Here is a 20703-nt window from a genome sequence, read left to right as displayed (position 1 = left end):
AATATGAATAAGAACTATATGATAATGAGTTTCTCCGTAGCAGTACTGAGTATGCTGATGCTTTCCTCTTGTTCGGACTGGTTTGATGTCAGTCCGAAGACAGACTTGGAAGCCGGTGAGCTGTTTGATACGGAGAACGGATTCCAGAGTGCTTTGACGGGTATTTACCTGACGATGGCAACAACGAATGCCTATGCGGGCAACATGTCGTTCGGTCTTCTGGATCAGTTAGCCCAGGAATACGATTACATTCCCAGTGGCGTGCAAGATATTTCTGCCATTTATAATTATGAGACGACGACATCAGACGGATACGGGATCAAGCAGAAGATAGCTTCCTCATGGCAGAATTTGTATAATATCATAGCCAACTGCAATAACCTGGTGAAGTGGCTGGACAAGAAAGGAAAGAGCGTTATCGGCGACAGTCAGGAGCAGCAGATGCTTCGTGGCGAAGCGTTGGCCATACGGGCATTCTGTCATTTCGACCTGCTGAGAGCATGGGGACCGTTCGATTACCGGCATAATCCGGAAGCTCCCGATATAGAGACCATTCCTTATCGCACGGTTGCGGATAACAGCAAGCAGCCCCGTCTGAAGGCAAAGGATGTCTTGGATCATGTGATTGGTGACCTGACACAGGCCAAAGCCTTGATGGACTTTGAACAGGACACATCGTTGAAGAACAATGAACGCCGCTTCCGGTTCAACTATCATGCCATCAATGCACTCCTGGCTCGTGTATATGCTTATATGGGCGATGGCATAAATGCGGTAGCTTGCGCCAATGAGGTGATTCAGAAGTGTGGTCTGGAACTCCAGACCAGCAACCAGAATGATCCTGCATTGTTTGATGAGTGTGTCTGCGGACTGAACATGTACGAGCTGGAAGACAATCTTTCATCCCATTGGGCTGCGGGAGATAAGTTTACTACCCAGTATGTCATTTCGCAGCAGAAGTTTGATAAACTGTTTGAAGTGGCGGGAAGCCGCCGCGACGACTTCCGTTCCAAGAGTTCGGCTTTCTATGTTTATGACACGCAGAATCTGAATTTATCCAAGAAGTATAGTACAAATGCCAACGAACTGATACCGTTGATCCGCTTGCCGGAGATGTATTACATCCTTTGTGAATACACGCAGGACTATACTCAGTCGAGAAACTACATCAATTATGTAAGGAATCGCCGAGGATATTCGGCTTCTCTCAATGAGAACTATACGACCGAAGAAGGCAAGATCCAGGCTTTGGATAAGGAATATCGTAAGGAGTTCTATGCAGAGGGGCAGTATTGGTTTTTCATGAAGAGCCATGGGCTTACAGAAATACCTTATGCCCTGGATGTTCAGCTGACCGAAGACAACTTCGTATTTCCATTGCCTGATGCGGAAATCCAGTATGGGTGGACGGTAGGTAATTGATTAAAGTACACCTTAATTTAAATTGTAGCTTATGAAATATTTAATTTCAAATATCATATTAACCATGGGGTTGGGACTGACCTTATGTGCTTGCAGCCATGAGGAAATAGAAGTCTATGGCGCAAATGGCGATGGCGTCTATTTTAACTATGACAATGTCTCCGCATTGCAGCAGACTATCAACTTTGCCGACTATGTACTTGGCAATCCTGCCTCCTTGCCCGTAACCTTGAAGCTCAAGGTGATGGGGCTGAAGGCCGGGACCGATCGCAAGGTTGTGCTGAAGTCGAAGGCGTTGGGCAATCATCCACAGTTGCAGGTAGAGTTCCCGGTAGTGGTGTTTGCCCCGGACACGATGGAGAAAGTCGTAACCGTCAATGTGATGCGTCCCGAAGTGCGTGATACGGATTATGTGGCTGTTGTTTACATTGCCAATGACGATCCTGAGTCACAGATTGGTGCCGGTGTGAAAGGCTTCCAAGAGTATGTGATCCATGCGACGGAGTCGTTCTCGAAGCCTAAGGAGTGGGATGCATGGGGCATGATTCAGATGTATTTGGGTGATTGGTCGGTTGACAAACATATTTTCTTGGTCAATTTAACTCAAAACAATACATTCTACAAAAGTAATGATTACTACAAAATCGTGCAGTGGAACCAGGAAAGCGTAGACAGTCTGCGCATTTGGAAGCAGAGTCATCTTGATGATCCTGTAACCGTCGATATCCCGTTTATCACGGAAGATGGCTTCAATTACCCCAAACCATGGTATTGGAATCAGCAAATCGAACAATATCTGGGCGCGTATCGCTCCTCTAATTTTGCCGCTATCTGTAATGCGCTCGGTGTAACCACTCGTAATGAATATGAAACATTCCATACAGATGTGGCCGGATTGAAGCAATTGAATAGTGTTGCAGTCAGTGAAATGATGGAAAAATACAATATGTTCTATTATGATGGCTGGCGTCCAGGTGATTCCTATAAAGGCTATTTTTATATTCCTATGTTTGCTGATGTTGACTACGATGTCGTGGAACCGGCAGCCTGGTCTGACTCGAGTGGTGGTTCTGATATGATAGAGCAGTATTATGGCCCTTATTCAGAAGCAAAATATAAGTTTATGATCAAGACTTGGCTGAAGGAAAAGGGTAGCAGTTTTGTGCTCAACCAGATGTTCCCCGTCATGAATGAGTGGGGAAGTGTATCGTGGGATATGTCGATTGGCGGTGAAGACGCTATCAAAGCCTGCAACGAGCTCTTCAGAAGTGCCATGGTAGGAGGCAGCTATGATTTTACATTCCCTGTTATAGAATAAGAACTGGAAAGGAAAACATTTATGAAAAAGATATTATTTCCATTGGGCCTCGTCCTACTGTTGGCTTCATGCTATGAGGATAAGGGAAACTACGATTACACCTTTGACAAGGTAAATGCCATCGACTCGGTGAAATTTACACCTGAAGCCGAACAGCAATTAAATGGATTGACCATAGAGTTTACGCAACCGTTGACGGCTGCCGATACACTTCAGCGAGTCTTTGTCAATTGCAAGCAGTCATTGGTCAGTAGTCTGGAGAATCTTGATTTCACCTGGATACGCAGTTATACGAAAAATGGCGTGAAAGTAAAAGATACGCTGACGACCAAAGGTTATATGGATGTAGTGCTTCCAGTGGGGAAGGCTACTGCATATAATGTGATGTTAGAAATTCACGATCAGATAACAGGCTTATCAAACTACACGCAATTCAATGTTGCTACACGCCCCATCTTCAAGAACAGTATATTTGTGTTGCACGGAATGTCCGGCAATATGCACTTGGGTAATATAGAAAAAGTAGGCACCAATGTCAATGTGCATACCGATGCTTACGCTTTGGTTCATCCGAACGGGGGAAATCCTTTTGCCAATACTTCTAAGTTGATGTATCAGGCCACCATGACATTTGTCAATTATACCCAACTTGTAGAGTCGGACAACCTCATAGCTTTCCAAAATGGTGCAGAAGCAAAGGTATTCAAACCTTTTGGTCTCGACCAGAAACTGGATAATTACAGGAATTATGTGCTGCCTTATTCCAGTCAGGGCGTTATTCCTGTGGAGAAAATCGGTATGGTGGGCGATCCTTCCAACCAGTCGGATTATTATTACATTATAGGTAAGGACGGTCGTTTCGTGACGGCCCGGGCCATGCTCTCTTTCAAATTCCCGTCTCAAGAAGGAAGTGAGAACAACTATCGGGTGACTGCCGGCGCCATTACCAGTGAGGAATTTGTCTTCTGGGATGGAAAGAATAATCGTTTCCTGCATGTCAACCGTGATGACAGCTATGGCATTTGGGGTGAGCAGGAAGCCTATTACGCCCAGCTCTCCAATCCGCTGCTTGATGCACAGGTAGACTTCTCCACCTTGCCCGAGGCCTTATCGCCCGTGGGCAAGACCGGCCTGTATGGCTTTATCCAGTATCGGGAGAACTATTCGAACGAACACCCGTTCTTCATCTTTAAAGATACGCAGAACCAATACTACCTTTACGAACTCATACCAACCCGTTCTGGAAAGGACGACAACGGTGGTTCAGGCGATGGCCCGAATGATTCTGACGGCCCGGCCTATACCGTCAAGGGCCAGGTGCTCGAAGGTTTCTCGCCCAGCGACATCAATTCAATTTGTTACAACACATGGTTCCCGACCAATTATGTGTTCTATATCGACGGCGCCAACATCATCCGCTACAATATAAGTAATGGGGATAAAGTCATTATCTACACTGCGCCTGTCGGTTATGATGTAGCTTGCATGAAGTTCCGGGAGAACAATACGCTACTTTACAGCGCGGATCTCGGCCGTTATCTGACAATCGGCCTGAACCAGGGCAGCAAGGGTGCTGTTACGGAAATCAAACTGACGACCGGAGGTGATGTTGATGAGTCTTACCAGATGCCGGTTTATTCGCAGGATAAAGACGGACAGGCATTCGGTAACATTGCTGATATTCAGTTCGTACATGAATATTCTTATCAAGTCCCTAACTTATAAACATGATGGAGCTGATGAAAAAAACTTTTATGTGTTCACTTTTGCTGGCCCTTATCCCATGCCTGGGATGGGCTGACCAAGGCGATGTCACTATTGCCGGTAAGATAGAAGGCATCGAGCAAGGCCGTCTGTTGATGGTCGTCCGCACCGGGGAATCCAGACAGGATACACTGGCATATGCTGACTTCAAGTCGCCCCGCTTCACATTGAAGGCTCATTTAGAGGAGCCTATCGTGGCCATGCTGGTTATCGCGGGTTATAATGGAGGCTTTCAACTTTTTGCTGAGCCCAATACGCGCTACGAGGCATTGCTTTCTAACGGCAACGATAGTTACATCCGAGGTGGGAAGATGCAGGCAGCCTATCTGTCTTATGGTGAGGACATTCAACGACAGAAGAAGAAAATCAACCAGTTGGAGGAACTTTACGATAGCCTGAAACGGGCCATGAAATATCGGAGTGCCAGTCTGGTGAATGATTCCATCGAGCAGTATCGGCACGGCTTGCAGGAGACTGCTGACCGTTTTCATGCTGATAACGACAACCTGCTGTCGGCCTACGATGCTTTGGCTACTGCGCAGAGCAAGAATCTGAACGCAACCGAGAGTATGCAACTCTTCGATAAGTTAGGTGCTGGTGCCCGGTCTTCGATATGTGGCCGGATCTTACAGCAGCGTATAGTTCGGTTGGGCAAACTCTCTAGTGGTAGGCTGGCGCCCGATTTTACCATGCCGACTATCGATAATAAGCCCTTTACTTTGAGTAAAATGCTTGGAAAGATTAAGATTGTTGACTTCTGGGCCAGCTGGTGTGGGCCTTGCCGCTTGAATAATCCTTCGCTGAAGCGTATTTATGCTGCTTATCACGCTAAGGGACTGGAAATAGTCAGCGTTTCGCTTGATGACAAACGGGCCTCTTGGGAAGACGCCGTCAGGAAAGACGCACTACCCTGGGCGCAGGTTTCTTCGCTCAAAGGATGGAACGACGAGGCTGCCCGTACTTATAATGTGACGGCTATTCCAGCAATCTTCATTCTCGACGCCGACAATCACATCATCGCCAGAGACCTCCGTGGCGATGCTCTTGAGGATTTTCTGGGCAATCATCTTAAGTAATTCAGACAAAAATTAATCTCTAATATTTTATGATTCAAATGCAAAAAAGATTTTTCCTGTACTTGCTGGCATTGCTGCTGGCCATGAACAGCTTAGCGCAGACACGAGGCAAGTTTGTCATACATGGAACGATGACGACTGACTCGCTGCGCAACACCAAGGCAAAGATTCAAAAGGTATATCTCAGTCATGACGAAGATGGCATGTTGGTAGTTGTCGATTCGGCCAAAGTCATAAACAGGCAGTTCTCTTTCCGTGGCACGGCGCCGGCCGTGCCGGAGTCCTATTCCATTACAGGATTCGACAATGGCGGCATAACTCTGTTTCTCGAACCAGGCAATATCATTATCGATCCGTTCGACGGCCGCTATCCCAATGCTGCCAAAGCCCACGGTACCCCCGCCAACAATGTGAACTCTGAGTATCAGCAGCTGTATGCCGAGGTGGTCGGCAAGTCGCGTGAGGCGATGGAAAGGCTGCGCCGCGAGCATGCTGAGATCGTGGACTCGGAGGCAAAGTTCCTGCCTTATCAGACCTCAGTATTCTACCGGAACACCTTGGCTTTCAAGACGGCTGCCATGAAGTTTGTTGCCCGCCACTATCAATCGCCTGTTTCGCTTTACATTATCCGCTATGATCTCATGTCGATGTTTGTTCCTAAGTTCGTGGAGCGTGAACTGCTCCGGGCTTTGGATCCATCGCTGAAGTCGCATCCGATGTATAAGGAAATTGTCAATTCGCTGAAAGCAGCCAACTTGAAGGTTGGCAGCGAAGGTCCCGACTTCACGGCAATGACGCCGGAAGGCAAGAATCTGTCGCTGTCCGAGCTGAAAGGCAAGTATGTCCTGCTTGATTTCTGGGCCAGTTGGTGCGGCCCGTGCCGCCGTGAATTCCCCCACTTGCGTGAAGCCTTGAGGCTGTCGGAGGGTCATGATAACTTTGTCATCCTGAGTTATTCGATTGACACCAAGAAAAACGACTGGCTAAACTGCATAGGGGCAAATGCGCTCACGCATCCCCATTGGCTTCATGTGTCGACATTGAAGGGCTGGGGATCCGATGCTGCCAAGCTCTACAAGGTTGAAGCCGTGCCCCGTACGGTGCTGTTGAACCCCAAGGGGCAGATTGTAGCTTTCGATTTGCGAGGTGAAGAGATGGTCAATAAAATCAAAAACATTTTGGAAGGAGTGGAAACCTATGAATAAGAAACGGCTTGTTCGCTTGTGCTGTGTCATGAGCGTAATATTAATGTCAGTCCTGGATGTGGATGCGCAAGGCGTATGTAGCATCGTGGGCCATATGGATAAGGATTCACTATGCTACACCCGTGATGTGGTGCGTAAGGTATATCTGAGCCGGTTGGACGAGTTCGACCAGTTTGTGCATATAGATTCCTGTGCGGTGAGCCAGGGCAATTTCAAGTTTACCCGTCATTTGCAGCAGGATGAGCCCGTCATGGTGTATTTCATCACGGGCTTTGACAATGGGAACATACCGCTTTGGGTGGAGTCTGGAACGGTGAAAGTCAGTATCCGGGAGGCGGCCTATGCCAGTGGCGCTATAGTGGAGGGCACACCTACCAACAATCTGAATGTGGAATACAAGGCTATTTCGCAGCGATGCGTGGCCGTGCAGCAAGACTCTCTCAAGCAGTTGATCAAGCAGCGGGGCGAGGCTTACATAGACTCACCCGCCGGATGGGAAAGGGTGTTGCGTTTGGGAGCGGCCGAATTGCTCCTGTGCGACGCCGACCGCATCCAGTTCTTGCTCGACCATGGTGATTCGCCTTTAGCCCCTTTCATGTTGGAACACGAACTAAGCTACAACTTCGACCAGAGCTATGCCGAGAAGTTGCTGAAGGCCTTGGCGCCAGAATTACATCAGCATCCTTACTACCGGTCTTTTTCCAACTATATTAAATCACAGAATCTGAAGGTCGGATCTGAACTCCCGGATATTAAACTGCCGCTTGCCGATGGTACGACACGATATCTGAGTGATTTCCGAGGCAAGTTTGTCATCATCGACTTCTGGGCCAGTTGGTGTGCGCCTTGCCTGCGCGAACTGCCATTTGTACGCTCGGTCTATGACCTGGTCAAGGGCAAGAGCGACAAGTTTGCCCTCATCAGTTTCTCACTCGACAACAAGGCGGCCAATTGGAAGGCGGCTATGACGCAGAATAATCTGGCCCAGCCTCACTGGATTCATGCTTCCGACCTGTTTGGGTGGGGTTCCCCGGCAGCCAAGATGTTAGGGATAGAGGCCATCCCAAAGATAGTATTGGTTGATCCGGACGGCAAGGCCATTGCCCTCAATCTGCGCGGAGAGGAGCTTGTGAATAAAGTAAAGGAATTGATGCAATAACGGCATTGTCCATGGGCAGATAGGATTAAATCTGAAGATTTGCTGGATGGGCTTGCTTTTATAAGCAACATAAAGCGCAAGGGGCACCTTGATAGCGTGTGGACTAATCCCCAATCGTTCATTAAGAATTCTAACTCTTAATGATTGATTGGGGTTTTTTTGGCAGCTTTGTCAGAAGCATTTAACCCTGGACGGAAACGGGTCGGAGGGTCTCTGACAGACCTCCAACGCCGTGAGCACACACACAGACATGAGATTATCTCCGAACTTTTCAGCAAGTACTGATGCCTACACGAGGTGATGATAGCTGTTGATTGTCAGGAGTTTATCTCTCCATTTGCCCCCTGATGGACCATAACTGTATCGCTATGTTTTCCCTTTACTCAGGCTATATATTTACTGTTAACGGCTAAAAGGAGAGTAAAAGGCGGCTAAAAGGAGAATAAAAGACCGCTAAAAGGAGAGTAAAAGACCGCTAAAAGGAAAGCAGGGTGAAGCTCCATGCTCACGGGCGGAACTCGATGTCGGCCATGCGGTTTATCTCCTCGTAGCGGAAACAGCAGCGTTGGTGGTCGTTGATGATGCCGATGGCCTGCAGGTGGGAGTAGGTTATCACAGTGCCCACATACTTGAACCCTCGCCGCCGGAGGTCTTTTGCCACGCGGTCGGAGAGCTCGTTCCTCACGGGAACCTCGATCTGGTGAGACTTGTAGACCAGCGTTTTGCCCTGGCTGAACGACCAGATATATCGGTCGAAGCTGCCGAACTCGTGCCTGACCTTGATGAAGCAGGCGGCATTCGAAATCATTGCCTCCACTTTCCGGCGGGAGCGGATCATGCCTTCGGTGTTTAGGATGCGCTCGATGTCGGTCTCGCTGAAGTGCGCCACCTGCTCGAAGTCGAAGTCGGCGAAGCACTTGCGGAACACCTCCTGCTTTCGGAGCATGAGCTCGAAGCTGAGGCCGCACGAGAGGCATTCCATCAAGAGAAACTCATAATGCCGCCAGTCGTCGTGCACGGGGATGCCCCATGCGTGGTCGTGGTAGTCCTGATAAATTCCCGGTTTGAGGCTCCACGCCCAGTTGCATCTTTCTTTTTCCATATTTTGGTAGGTTTTTCAGAGACCCCGTGCCTTGTAGATGCGCTCTTTGGCGTCGTTGATTTCCTGGAATTTCCTTTCCGCCGCCTTCTTTACATCTTCCCCGAGGGTGGCCACGCGGTCAGGATGATGGCGCAAGGCCATCTTCCGGTAGGCGTCCTTCACCTCGGCGTCGGTGGCAGTGGGGGCGATGCCGAGCACGCGGTAGGCCGACTCGAGGTCTTTCTTTTCGAGATTGAGCATGGAGTCGAGGTCGGCCGCGGAGAGGCCGAGCTGCTGTGCCACCTCCTTGAGTGCGTCGACTTCTGAGTCGGCGACATGGCCGTCGGCCTTGGCAATCATGAGCAGGAAGTCGAGCAATTGCAGCCGCTGTTCGTAGGCCATGTTGGCTGCGATCTGCTGGCAGCATTTGCGGATGGTATCGCCGTATTCGTAGGATCCCATCCTCTTCGCCTCTTCGAAGAGTCGGAGGAGTATCTGCTCGCCCTGCCTTACGGCCGCCTCGCCGAAGTTCTGGCGGAGGAACTGTCTCACAAGCTCCATCTCGGAGTGCATGATCCTGCCGTCGGCGCGAATAATGTAGGAGGCCAGCACGAGCAAGGAGAAGAGGAAGCTGTTGCGTTCGCCCTCGTAGGCTCTGTGCTGCTGGTAGGTGTCTTGCCTGTTTCCGGAATATCCGTCGTGGGCGTTATGGGTTGAATAGGTGTTGTCGGCGGTATTAACGGAGTCGAGTCCTGCGTCGAAAAGTGCGCCGAGCACGAAGCCCGCCAGCGCGCCGAGCGGACCTCCGCCCATGATGAATCCCAAGAAGCCGCCGATCCATTTGCCTGCTGCCATGTCTTGATGTCTTTATGCGAGGGGCCTGGAAAGCCTTCGCTGGTTGTGTCTGTAAAATGTAACTGCCTGCAAAGCTACTGCTTTTTTCGCAAATCCGGACAGGCGATAAGGAAGATTAACGATTGTCGCCGTTGCCGTGGAGGAAGCTCCGCTCGTGGCGCGACTGGATTTTTTCGATGTTGAGTCGTGCGATGTCGTCGAGCCGGTAGCCCATGTCGGCGGCGATGGCGGAGAGATACCACAGCACATCTCCCAGCTCCTTGGCAATCTCGAGTTTCTCGCTCTCGTCGAAGATGCCGTCGTTGTCGCGGATGATTTTCTTCACTTTCTCGGCCACTTCGCCAGTTTCTCCGGCAAGGCCAATGAGCGGATAGACGATGCTCAGCTTCCGGGGATAGATGGCAGTCTTGCCGGCAGCTTCCTGATATTCGTTGAATGTCATGGTTGTTGTATATTTTGGTAGTTTGGAATTTCTTCTAAATATAAATATTCTTGACGGTCATAGTCCATCTTGCAGCAGTAGCTCTGCATGCCGTTGCTTACCACGAGATAATCTACATGCAGCAACAGGTTGTATATGCTGGCTTGGTCGAACACCTTCTGTGTGAGCGGAATGTCGGGAGCTTTATATTCTATGATCATGCGGGGGTGGAGCCCGGTGTCATAGAGCACGGTGTCGGCGCGGAGCTTCTTGCCGTTGTCGACCTGTAGATTTACCTCGTTTGCGAGTAGGGAAGCAGGGTAGCCCCGGTGCTCGATGAGGTAGTGGACGAAGTGCTGCCTTACCCATTCCTCGGGGGTCAGCGCGACATATCTTCGGCGCAGGATATCCCAGACGGCGGGTTTTTCCGCCGTGCCCGATAATTTTATTTGGAAATCAGGTAGGTTTAATCGAATCATTTTATTATCTTTGCATATACCTTACAAAGGTAGGAAAAATAATCGATAATCTGCGATAATGGCTGAAAGAAAGAGCACAGCGGCTACATATGACTCCGTCATGAGGGACCTGAAGGCCCGCAAATTCTCTCCTATTTATATATTAATGGGCGAGGAGTCGTATTATATCGACAAGATTTCGGACTATATAGCAGAGCATGTACTCCCGCCGGAAGAGCGCGACTTCAACCAGAGCATTCTTTTCGGAGCGGATGTGTCGTCTTCACAACTGGTAGACCTTGCCAAGGGCTATCCCATGATGGCTCAATATCGCGTGATTATCGTGAAGGAATCCCAGAATCTGAAGGCAACGGAGCCTCTTGAAAAGTATCTCGACAACCCCGTTCCGTCGACAATTCTCGTCCTTTGCCATAAGAATGGCAGCATCGACAAGCGCAAAAAGTTGGTTCCGAAGGCCGCTTCCGTGGGGGTGGTGTTCGAAAGCAACAAGATGCGCGAGGCCGATCTTCCCCGATTTGTGGAAGACTATCTGAAGCAGCACGGAGCCTCCATCGACCAGAAAGCGGCATTCATGGTTGCTGATCATATAGGCACAGATTTAAGCAGGTTGATTTCCGAACTCGACAAAGTCTTGATTTCTCTGCCGGCGGACAAGCGAGTTACCCCGGACATCGTGGAGAAGCAAATCGGAGTAAGCAAGGAATTCAATCCGTTTGAACTGCGAAACGCCATCGTAAACAGAAATATCTACAAGGCAAATCAGATAATCAAATACTTTGACAAAAATCCAAAAGCAGGATCCCTGTATGCATTCCTGCCTCTGCTCTTCAATTATTTCCAAAACCTGATGATAGCTTACTATGCCCCACAGAAAACCAGCCGGGATTCTGTTGCCCAGTTTCTGGATTTGCGATCGGGGTGGGCGGCCACTGATTACATGACCGGCATGAGAAATTATTCCGGCATGAAGACCATGCAGATTATTAATAAGTTTAGGGAGATTGATGCCAAAAGTAAGGGCTTGGATAACCCAAATACTCCTCCCGGAGACCTAATGAAGGAGCTAATTTTCTTCATTTTGCACTAAAAATGCCGTTTTTCACTCTATTTTGAGCTAGAATTGCAACTTTCCATAGCCTCTTTTTTAACCTTAACCCCTTTGTTTTTAAGGGAGTTAAGCCGTTTTCACCCTTAAAATTAGGGCCGTTTCCCCATCTACTTGAGGAGTGATCCTGAAACTCGCCAAAATTTCCAGAAAGCTTCTATCTGGCAAGGAGGAAATTTAGAATTAACATTCTTTGGCATTCCCCTTTGTGCATTTTGCGTTCGTAAACATAAAACATTAGGTGCCGATATTAACAACAAATATAGTAATCGTTTGTGTCAGTTGCTAAATTTATAGTTGTTCAATTTGTATTTAGTAATCCGAATATCCAGTTTGAATAGTTTAATTACAAGAATATCCAGTTTTTCTATTCAATTATTAAGTTAATGATAACCACTTGTTTAACGAAAAATCATGCAAAAATATGCAGTTATTAGAGAATGCGGAATGGGTAAAAATGAATATTCCCAGCAGATATGAGTAACTTTTCTATAAGTAATTGATTTATAGCCAATATACTTACTTGAATCCTTTCCTCCTCTTCTTTGTAAAGGATTCTTTGCTTAAATTCAACTTTGTATATCCAAACCAGATACATACAGGTTTGAAATTTAAAAGTTCAAAGTTGTTGATTTATAAATCAAACATTTAGAATATCAAATAATTTGTAATTTTGTTGTCCGTCTCAAAAAAATGGTTTATCTTTGTAAAGTTAAGGAAAAGTCGGCTTTTGGGCCTATTTTTATAGCAGGTTTAGGAAAATGAAGGATAGAATTTTAGAACTTATGAAGAGTCAGCACATGACTCAACAGACTTTTGCTAATTTTCTCGGCATTGCCCCGGCAACACTGAGCAGCATCTTTAATGGTCGGACGAAGCCGACATTAAATATTGTGGAGGCAGTGAAGAGCAAGCTCCCCGGGGTGTCAACAGACTGGTTGATGTTTGGGGCAGGCTCTATGTATCAAGGTGAAGAAAACTCATCCTCAGGTGAGAACCCAGCGGGAGGAGCTTCTCCCCTTGAGCCCGTTCTCGACTTCGGGGTGTCCTCTGCCACCCCATCGATGGATTCCGGGCAGAAAAACATTCCCAAGGAGATAGTGAAAATAGTTGACAAACCACAGCGAAAGATAACCGAAATCAGGATTTTCTTTGACGACCAGACTTGGGAATCTTTTGTTCCCAAGAAGTAGATTCTCCGAAATATTCGTTACCTTTGCAATATAAATCCTTGCAAAACGAATATATGAAGAAATCGTGTATTGACTTGAGGGTTGTTGGCGTTGAGCATTTAAATGAGAAATATGTTCTTTTGAAGCTTACCGACAGCACCCCTTTGCCGGCAATGATGCCGGGTCAGTTTGTTGAGGTCAGGGTTGATGACTCTCCTCAGACCTTCCTCCGTCGACCTATTTCCATTAACTTTTTCGATGAGGCGCGCAACGAATTGTGGCTCTTGGTGGCGGCTATTGGTGAGGGAACACGCCGCATGGCTCGGCTGAAAGTCGGCGACATGCTGAACTGCGTGCTGCCGTTAGGCAACGGATTTACGATGCCCGCGACCCCCGGCGAGCGCCTTTTGCTCGTCGGCGGAGGGGTCGGTGTAGCCCCTCTGCTCTATTTCGGGAAGAAAATCCGGGACCTCGGAGCCTGTCCCACCTTTCTTCTGGGTGCCCGTTCTGCCAGGGATTTACTGGAGTTGGACTACTTCGCCAAGTATGGTGAGGTATGTGTTACCACGGAGGACGGTTCTTTGGGTGAGAAAGGGTTTGTAACCAATCACTCCGTGCTTGACTCTCGGCGGTTCGACAGGATTGCCACTTGCGGCCCTAAGCCGATGATGCTTGCCGTGGCAGGGTATGCCCGGCAGTCGGGCATCGAATGTGAAGCCTCGCTGGAGAACATGATGGCTTGCGGTCTGGGTGCCTGCCTGTGTTGCGTAGAGAAGACCACGGAGGGAAATCTCTGCGTATGCAAGGAGGGGCCGGTGTTTAATATTCGGAGGTTGCTATGGTAGACTTACATGTAAAGATAAATGATTTGGAGCTGAAGAATCCTGTGCTGACAGCCTCGGGTACTTTTGGCTATGGCCTGGAGTTTGCCGACTTCGTGCCTTTGGACGCGTTGGGAGGCATCATCGTAAAAGGTACTACGCTGCATGCGCGTGAGGGCAACGACTATCCCCGCATGGCAGAAACCGCCTCGGGAATGCTGAACTGCGTGGGACTTCAGAACAGGGGAGTGGACTATTTCTGCACGCAGATCTATCCCCAGATTAAGAATATCGGCACGCACATGATTGTGAATGTGAGCGGAAACTCGCCAGAAGACTATGCCGAGTGTGCCGCCCGCATTGGGGAGCTTGACAAGATTCCTGCCATCGAACTGAACATTTCCTGCCCGAATGTACGCCAGGGCGGTATGGCCTTCGGCGTTACTCCGGAGGGAGCGTCGTCAGTGGTCAGGGCTGTCAGGACTCGCTATCGCAAGACCCTTATCGTGAAGCTCTCGCCTAATGTTACGGATATTGCAGAGATTGCTAAGGCCTGTGAAGCCGAGGGTGCCGACAGCGTGTCGCTTATCAACACGCTGATGGGCATGTCGATAGACATTGAGAGGCGTAAGCCCGTGCTGAGCATCAAAACCGGCGGACTGAGCGGGCCAGCCGTGAAGCCTGTGGCTCTCCGCATGGTCTATCAGGTGGCGCAGGCCGTCAAGATTCCTGTCATTGGTCTCGGGGGCATCTGCACGGCCGAGGATGCTGTCGAGTTCCTTATGGCAGGAGCCACCGCCATCGAGATCGGGACGGCCAATTTCCTCGATCCTGCCGTTACAATCAAGGTTATAGACGGGCTCGGTGCATGGCTTGAGGCGCATGGCTGCCACTCTGTCCGGGAAATCATAGGATGTTTGGATTAGCGGACTGTGGCTTCCGTCGTTGATGGCCTGAAGCCCACACCTTTTCTATATATAAAATATGCTGCGAACCTTAATACGCCAAGTGGGACAATACCGGACGGCCTCGTTGCTCACTCCGCTCTTCACGGCCCTGGAGGTCGTGATGGATGTCCTGATACCGTATGTTACGGCGTGGCTCATCGACCGCGGAATCAATGCCGGCGACATGCGGAATGTCTATCTTTATGGTATCATGATGATCGGGATGGCTTTCCTCAGTCTGCTCTTCGGCATCCTGGCCGGCCGCTATGCCGCCTACGCCTCCTCCGGCTTTGCCTGCAACCTGCGCGACGCCATGTATCGAAACATACAAACTTTCGCCTTCTCCAACATTGACAGGTTCTCCACCTCGGGGCTCGTTACCCGCATGACCACCGATGTCAGCAATTTGCAGAATGCTTTCCAGCAGATACTGCGCGTTTCGGTGCGAGCTCCCTTCCGTCTGGTGTTGAGCGTCATCATGTGTCTGGTCATCAATCCTGGCATGAGCCTGATTTTCCTCGTGGCACTTGTCGTCCTTGCCATGGCGTTAGGTTGCATCGTGTCGCGTGTAGGCAGGCTGTTCGGGCAGGTGTTCCAGCAATACGATGTGCTGAACAACAGCGTTCAGGAGAATATCTCGGCTATCCGGCTGATCAAGGCCTTCGTCCGCGAGGACTATGAGGTTCTCAAGTTCAGTAAGGCCGCGCAGGGACTTTATCGGCTCTTTGTCAGGGCTGAGGCCAATATGGCGTTGATGAGTCCTGTCATGAACATGGTGGTCTATGGCTGTATCATCGCCCTTTCCTGGTTCGGGGCCCATTTTGTCGTAGGCGGATCGCTCACGATGGGCGAGCTGACCTCCCTTTTCACCTATGTCATGTCTATCCTGATGTCGCTCATGATGCTCTCCCATATCTTCGTGATGCTTACCATGAGCGAGGCCAGCGGCCGCCGTGTGGCAGAGGTAATCGACGAGCGTCCTGACATCGTCAACCCTCCTGCTGCCATTGCCAGAAGACCCGGAGGCGATGTGGAGTTCTTCCGCGTCGACTTCTCCTACCACGACGGCTCGGGCGAATATGTACTTCAGGACATCAATTTCAGGGTCAGGGCCGGCGAGACCATCGGTATTATCGGCGGGACGGGATCTGGAAAGTCCACCCTCGTCAGCCTCATCGACCGCCTTTACGATGTTACACAGGGCGGCGTGCTGGTCGGTGGACGCGATGTGCGCACCTATGATTTGAAGACGCTGCGCGATGCAGTGGCTGTCGTGTTGCAGCAAAATGTCCTCTTTTCCGGCACCATTCTCGATAACCTGAGGTGGGGGAATCCCGCCGCGACGCTTGAGGACTGCCGTCGTGCCTGCCGCCTGGCCTGTGCCGATGAGTTCATCGAGAGGATGCCCGAGGGCTACGATACCCGTATCGAACAGGGCGGTGTGAATGTCTCAGGCGGACAGCGGCAGCGTCTTTGCATTGCCCGCGCCCTTCTCCGGAATCCCAGCATCTTGATTCTCGACGACTCTACGAGTGCGTGCGATACGGCCACCGACGCGAGGATTCAGAAGGCTTTTCGCGAGGAGATGCCCGAGGTTACCAAGTTCATCATTGCTCAGCGCGTCTCCAGCGTGCAGGAGTGCGACCGCATCATGGTGATGGACCACGGTCGGATTACGGGCTTCGACACCCACCGCCGCCTTTTGGAGACTAATCAGCTCTATCGCGAGATATTCGATATACAGACAGACGACGATGGCGACTTTGATAATTGGGAGGACTGGAAATGACGGGCATGTACGGAATGGGAATGGGCAGGCACCGCGTGGATGGGTTTGACCGGCGTGAAAGCACGGCGAGCCGCAAGGCCACGCTTTGGCGCGTCGGCAGGTATGTCTTTGGCCACTATCGCTTCTCGCTGCTTGTCGTCGTGGCCTGCATCGTCGTTTCGAGTGCGGCCACCTTGGTTTCCTCCTTGTTTACGAAGACGCTGTTCGACGACTATATCGTTCCGCTCACCCGCATGGACAACCCTGAGTATGGTTCGCTGGCGCAGGCGCTCTTCGGGCTGGCTGTCGTCCTGTTTGTCGGTGTCGTCTGTTCCTACGCTTACAACCGCATGATGATTCATGTGTCGCAGGGCACGATGCTGCGTCTGCGCAAGGATTTGTTTTCCCACATGCAGTCATTGCCGGTCGGCTTTTTCGACACCCACGCCCACGGCGATGTCATGTCGCACTTCACGAATGATGTCGACACGCTCCGCCAGCTGATTGGCCAGAGCCTGCCGAGCCTCCTCAGTTCCCTCATCACCCTCACAATCACCTTTGCCTCCATGGTTGTCTTGAGCGTTCCGCTCACCATCGTGGCCGTCATCATGTCGGTTGTCATGGCGTTGGCTACCATGAAGCTGGGCCGTCTCTCGCGTAGTCATTTCAGGGAGCAGCAGGTGAACATCGGCAGGGTGAACGGCTTCATCGAGGAAATGATGACCGGGCAGAAGGTGGTCAAGGTGTTCAACCACGAGGCGCAGGCCGTCAGCGACTTCGGGAAAATCAATGAAGAGCTGCGTAGCAGTGCCTATAACGCCAACAAGATTGCCAATATCGTGATGCCGGTCAACGGCAACCTGGGCAACCTGGGCTATGTGCTCATCGCCGTCGTGGGTGCCGCATGGGCACTCACGCCTTCCACCTCGCAGCTGGCTCCGCTGTCGTTGGGAACCCTCGTTGCGTTTCTCACGCTCAACAAGAACTTTTCCCGTCCTGTCTCCTCCATCTCGCAGGAGATTAACAGCATACTCAACGCCAGCGTGGGAGCCGAGCGCATCTTCGAGATGCTCGACGAGCAGCCCGAGGACGAGGGCGGGGCGCTGACGCTGGACAGTCCGCTGGGCGGCGTGGAGTTCCGCGATGTAGACTTCTCCTATGTGCCGGACAGGCAGGTTCTCTTCGATATCAACATTAAGGCCATGCCCGGCAAGAAGATAGCCTTCGTGGGAGGAACGGGGGCAGGGAAGACAACCCTCACCAATCTCATCAACCGTTTCTATGACATACAGGACGGAACGATACTCTACGACGGTGTCAACATCTATGAACTCAACAAGAAGAGCCTCCGCCGGAGTCTGGGCATCGTGCTGCAGGAGACTCGTCTCTTCACGGGGTCGGTGCTTGACAACATCCGCTTCGGCAGGCTTGACGCCAACGACCACGACTGCGTGAGGGCGGCAAAACTCGTCGGTGCAGATGCCTTTATCCGTCGTTTGAGCGACGGATATCACACGGTCTTGAGCGGCGACGGAGGCAATCTCAGCCAAGGGGAGCGTCAGTTGCTGGCCATTGCGCGCGCGGCCATTGCCGATCCGCCCGTTTTGATTCTCGACGAGGCCACCTCTTCCATCGACACGCGCACGGAGCGGCTCGTCCAGCAGGGCATGGATCAGCTGATGAAAGGCCGCACCACTTTCATCATCGCCCATCGGCTCTCCACCGTGCGTAATGCCGACTGCATTATCGTTCTTGAACGGGGGCGCATCATAGAGCAGGGCACGCATGACGAACTTCTTGCCTTGCGGGGCAAGTATTACCAGCTATATACCGGCAGCGGGATAGCAAGTTGAGGGCAGAAGGTTTTTCTCGGTCGTATGGCAACTGGACTGCGGCAGAAGTGAGAGAAGTCATGCTGCCGGTTACGGATCGGCGGCAGGGGCGTGATTCATCACGCTCCTTTCCGTTCTGGATGGCCATAACAAAGGCCAGGAGCATGAAGGATAACGCCCTTATACCCCTCGGACTGTAGTCTGAGGATTCTTTTTCAGGGATTTTGGCTCGGTTTCGTTCCTTTTCATGAAGCTGTTGAACTCCTTCCGGTAGCCGTTGAAGACATTGATGTCCACATCTCCGTGGATGCCGTTCACTCTGCCGTCGGGGCTCAGCTGCCAGTAGACGAGCCTCACATCGGGCTTGTATTCGCCGTAGCGGGCTATCCAAACGGGATAGTCGCGCTTGATGTCGGGAGCGTAGGGGAGGTAGTTGTTCACGAACATCTGGCTGATGTAGAGCACGGGCTTGCGCCCCGTGGCCTCCTCCACGGCCTTGAGCCAGGTTCTGACGGCGGTCCACAAGGCCTCTTCGCCTCCCATCTTGCGAATCTGCGAGGGCAGGGGCTCCACGTCCAGCACAGGCGGGAAGTCGCCTTTCAGCACCTTCGAGTTCTTCAGGAACCAGCTGGCCTGCTTCTTGGCGGACGAGGTAGTAGAGAAAAAGTGATAGGTTCCCACGGGAATGCCCCGCTTGCGCGCCTGCCGGTAGTCGTCGGCATAGTATTTGTTGAGCACCGTGGTGCCTTCGGTCGACTTGATGTAGAGGAACGAGACGGGATAGTCCACCTTGCCCCTGACGCGCTTGCGGCTGAGGGTTCCCAGCTGGGTGATGCGCAGCTTGTCCCATTCGATGGGGTAGTGCTTCTTTCCGATGTCGTGCTGGAACCGCGATATGTCGATGCCGTAGATGCGTTCCGAGGTGTAGACGAGCCGTTCTCCCCGGTAAATGTCGCGCTCCCATTCTCCCGCGCGCAGCAGGGAGGCCGGGCCGATGGCGAATCCGAATCCGCTGCGCTGCCCTTCCGTCCATTTACCCTCGTAGCGTACGCCGCTCGGGCTGACGAAGGTGCCGTGCCCCGTAGGCATGCCGTGGCGGTTCATGTCGCCGTTGTAGGTGCCCTCTGCGTCTGTCCAGATACCGGAATACAGAGTGTCGGCGGCAAAGAGCCCGTGGATTCTCCTGCCGAGTGGGGTGATGAGGAGCCCCGCTCCGCTGCGCCTGCCGTTCCTGAACTGTCCGGCATATTCGATGTCGCCTTTGGCATAGATGACCCCATAGCCCGTATATGAGTTCTGCAGGAAGCCGTTGGAAGCATCGCTCTTAACGGTCAGGAGGCTTGTAATCTGCGGCTTCCGGCAGGCCTTGAAGCCGTTTTCGGCATAGCGCTCGAGGAAATATTGCTCCCTGACCGACTTCATCCATGGCCACAGGCTGACGGCCGCGGCGGTGAGGGGCTTACGCTTCGAGCGGGTGCGGAACCTCATGTAGGAGTCGTTCTCGCCTTGGTTGGTCCAGTCCACGGCCTCGCGGCGCAGTTTTCCCCTTGTCCGGTAGACCACGGTGTAATGCGTTGTGAGTCTTACCTCGGCGTCGCGCCTCTTGAGTGCTTTCTGAAGGAGCGAGTCCACATGGCGCAGGGAGTCGATGCCGGCGTTTATTCTCTGTGTGTATCGGTATATCTCGGCGTAGCCCTCGTCCTGTACTCCGTGTACGCGGAGGTAGTATCGCAGCTCCCCCCGCTGCCGTCTCAGGCCGCGCAGGATGGAGTCGTTGGCGGCGAGTTCGCGGGTCAGCCAGTCCTTCAGCCGCGGCGAGAAATCGTCCTGGGGGATGCTGGTCCTGCGCTCGTAGGGCGTGCTTGCCAGCCGGCCCAGGCACGAAGGGAGAAGCCACAGGCGGTTTATCCATACGGCGGGCGTATAGGTGGTGTCGGGGGCGAACGACAGGGCGGAGTCGCCGTCGATGTCCAGTTGATAGGCGGTGGCATGCTCGATGAGGGCGGTACTCCGCCTCATGACGCTCTCGGAGGGCAGCCAGAGCCGCCATACGACCAGTCCCGCAATGACGAGGAGCGCTATGCCGCCGACCTTCCGGCGCGTGTTTCGGTTGGTTTTCATATCTGGTTTCATGAATCCGGATGCGAAGTTATAAAGAATTTCCGAATTAACGGCCGTCCGGCGCGACTTTCAGAGAATCTTTTCCACCCGTTACAGATAGCCGACGGCATAGCCCGTCAGGATGGCGATGGTGGTTTCGGGAAATAACAATCTCTTC

General features: G+C 51.5%; 17 protein-coding genes. 12 read left to right on the top strand and 5 right to left on the bottom strand.

All coding sequences use genetic code 11. The features are described from left to right. Positions 1 to 3 precede the first annotated feature (3 nt). From BM114_RS11760 to BM114_RS11735, 6 genes are read left to right on the top strand one after another with little or no spacing between them, the layout of a single operon-like run. Positions 4 to 1422: a RagB/SusD family nutrient uptake outer membrane protein gene (locus BM114_RS11760; RefSeq protein ID WP_255406506.1), complete on the top strand. Its 1419-nt coding sequence runs from the start codon at positions 4 to 6 to the stop codon at positions 1420 to 1422. Positions 1423 to 1453: 31 nt separating this feature from the next. Continuing rightward, complete coding sequence (locus BM114_RS11755; RefSeq protein ID WP_092113651.1) at positions 1454 to 2740, top strand: DUF4843 domain-containing protein; 1287 nt, start codon at positions 1454 to 1456, stop codon at positions 2738 to 2740. Between the two features lie 21 nt (positions 2741 to 2761). Continuing rightward, positions 2762 to 4465, top strand: a complete 1704-nt coding sequence (locus BM114_RS11750; protein WP_092113649.1) for a PKD-like family lipoprotein — start codon at positions 2762 to 2764, stop codon at positions 4463 to 4465. 14 nt (positions 4466 to 4479) lie between these two features. Next, the gene (locus BM114_RS11745; RefSeq protein ID WP_177207113.1) at positions 4480 to 5580 is read left to right on the top strand and encodes a TlpA disulfide reductase family protein; all 1101 of its coding nucleotides are present in this window, start codon (positions 4480 to 4482) and stop codon (positions 5578 to 5580) included. Positions 5581 to 5618: 38 nt separating this feature from the next. Further along, positions 5619 to 6785, top strand: a complete 1167-nt coding sequence (locus tag BM114_RS11740; protein WP_177207112.1) for a TlpA disulfide reductase family protein — start codon at positions 5619 to 5621, stop codon at positions 6783 to 6785. Positions 6786 to 6828: 43 nt separating this feature from the next. Next, positions 6829 to 7944 (top strand): TlpA disulfide reductase family protein, encoded by a 1116-nt coding sequence (locus tag BM114_RS11735; RefSeq protein WP_177207111.1) that lies wholly within the window; start codon positions 6829 to 6831, stop codon positions 7942 to 7944. 505 nt (positions 7945 to 8449) lie between these two features. Here BM114_RS11735 and BM114_RS11730 read toward each other — a convergent pair. The 4 genes from BM114_RS11730 to BM114_RS11715 all read right to left on the bottom strand — a co-directional run bounded on the left by BM114_RS11730 (position 8450) and on the right by BM114_RS11715 (position 10780). Further along, a complete protein-coding gene (locus BM114_RS11730; protein WP_092113642.1) occupies positions 8450 to 9046 on the bottom strand; it encodes a DNA-3-methyladenine glycosylase I in 597 nt (198 codons plus the stop codon). A gap of 15 nt (positions 9047 to 9061) precedes the next feature. After that, complete coding sequence (locus BM114_RS11725; RefSeq protein WP_092113640.1) at positions 9062 to 9880, bottom strand: TerB family tellurite resistance protein; 819 nt, start codon at positions 9878 to 9880, stop codon at positions 9062 to 9064. 115 nt (positions 9881 to 9995) lie between these two features. Continuing rightward, positions 9996 to 10322 (bottom strand): nucleoside triphosphate pyrophosphohydrolase family protein, encoded by a 327-nt coding sequence (locus tag BM114_RS11720; protein ID WP_092113637.1) that lies wholly within the window; start codon positions 10320 to 10322, stop codon positions 9996 to 9998. Then, positions 10319 to 10780: a type I restriction enzyme HsdR N-terminal domain-containing protein gene (locus BM114_RS11715; RefSeq protein ID WP_092113635.1), complete on the bottom strand. Its 462-nt coding sequence runs from the start codon at positions 10778 to 10780 to the stop codon at positions 10319 to 10321. The genes BM114_RS11720 and BM114_RS11715 overlap by 4 nt, the downstream gene beginning before the upstream one ends. Before the next feature lie 58 nt (positions 10781 to 10838). Here BM114_RS11715 and holA point away from each other — a divergent pair, with 58 nt between their 5' ends. The 6 genes from holA to BM114_RS11685 all read left to right on the top strand — a co-directional run bounded on the left by holA (position 10839) and on the right by BM114_RS11685 (position 18446). Next, positions 10839 to 11867, top strand: a complete 1029-nt coding sequence (gene holA, locus BM114_RS11710) for a DNA polymerase III subunit delta (protein WP_092113633.1) — start codon at positions 10839 to 10841, stop codon at positions 11865 to 11867. 779 nt (positions 11868 to 12646) lie between these two features. Further along, the gene (locus BM114_RS11705; protein WP_092113632.1) at positions 12647 to 13078 is read left to right on the top strand and encodes a helix-turn-helix domain-containing protein; all 432 of its coding nucleotides are present in this window, start codon (positions 12647 to 12649) and stop codon (positions 13076 to 13078) included. Positions 13079 to 13131: 53 nt separating this feature from the next. Then, positions 13132 to 13902 carry a dihydroorotate dehydrogenase electron transfer subunit gene (locus BM114_RS11700; RefSeq protein ID WP_092113630.1) on the top strand — a complete coding sequence of 257 codons (771 nt, stop codon included), beginning with the start codon at positions 13132 to 13134 and terminating at the stop codon, positions 13900 to 13902. Then, complete coding sequence (locus BM114_RS11695) at positions 13896 to 14804, top strand: dihydroorotate dehydrogenase (protein ID WP_092113628.1); 909 nt, start codon at positions 13896 to 13898, stop codon at positions 14802 to 14804. The genes BM114_RS11700 and BM114_RS11695 overlap by 7 nt, the downstream gene beginning before the upstream one ends. Positions 14805 to 14862: 58 nt before the next feature. After that, on the top strand, positions 14863 to 16614 hold the full coding sequence (locus tag BM114_RS11690) for an ABC transporter ATP-binding protein (RefSeq protein ID WP_092113626.1): 1752 nt from the start codon (positions 14863 to 14865) through the stop codon (positions 16612 to 16614). Continuing rightward, on the top strand, positions 16611 to 18446 hold the full coding sequence (locus BM114_RS11685; RefSeq protein ID WP_218151490.1) for an ABC transporter ATP-binding protein: 1836 nt from the start codon (positions 16611 to 16613) through the stop codon (positions 18444 to 18446). The genes BM114_RS11690 and BM114_RS11685 overlap by 4 nt, the downstream gene beginning before the upstream one ends. Positions 18447 to 18605: 159 nt before the next feature. Here the strand turns inward: BM114_RS11685 and BM114_RS14665 are convergent, their stop codons facing one another. Then, positions 18606 to 20546 (bottom strand): GH25 family lysozyme, encoded by a 1941-nt coding sequence (locus BM114_RS14665; protein WP_255406505.1) that lies wholly within the window; start codon positions 20544 to 20546, stop codon positions 18606 to 18608. Positions 20547 to 20703: the final 157 nt, after the last annotated feature.

Source organism: Prevotella sp. KH2C16, from assembly GCF_900113305.1.
In the GTDB taxonomy this organism is placed as follows: domain Bacteria; phylum Bacteroidota; class Bacteroidia; order Bacteroidales; family Bacteroidaceae; genus Prevotella.
Note: the sequence above shows the minus strand (reverse complement) of the source record. Positions and strands in the feature narration are given on the sequence as shown.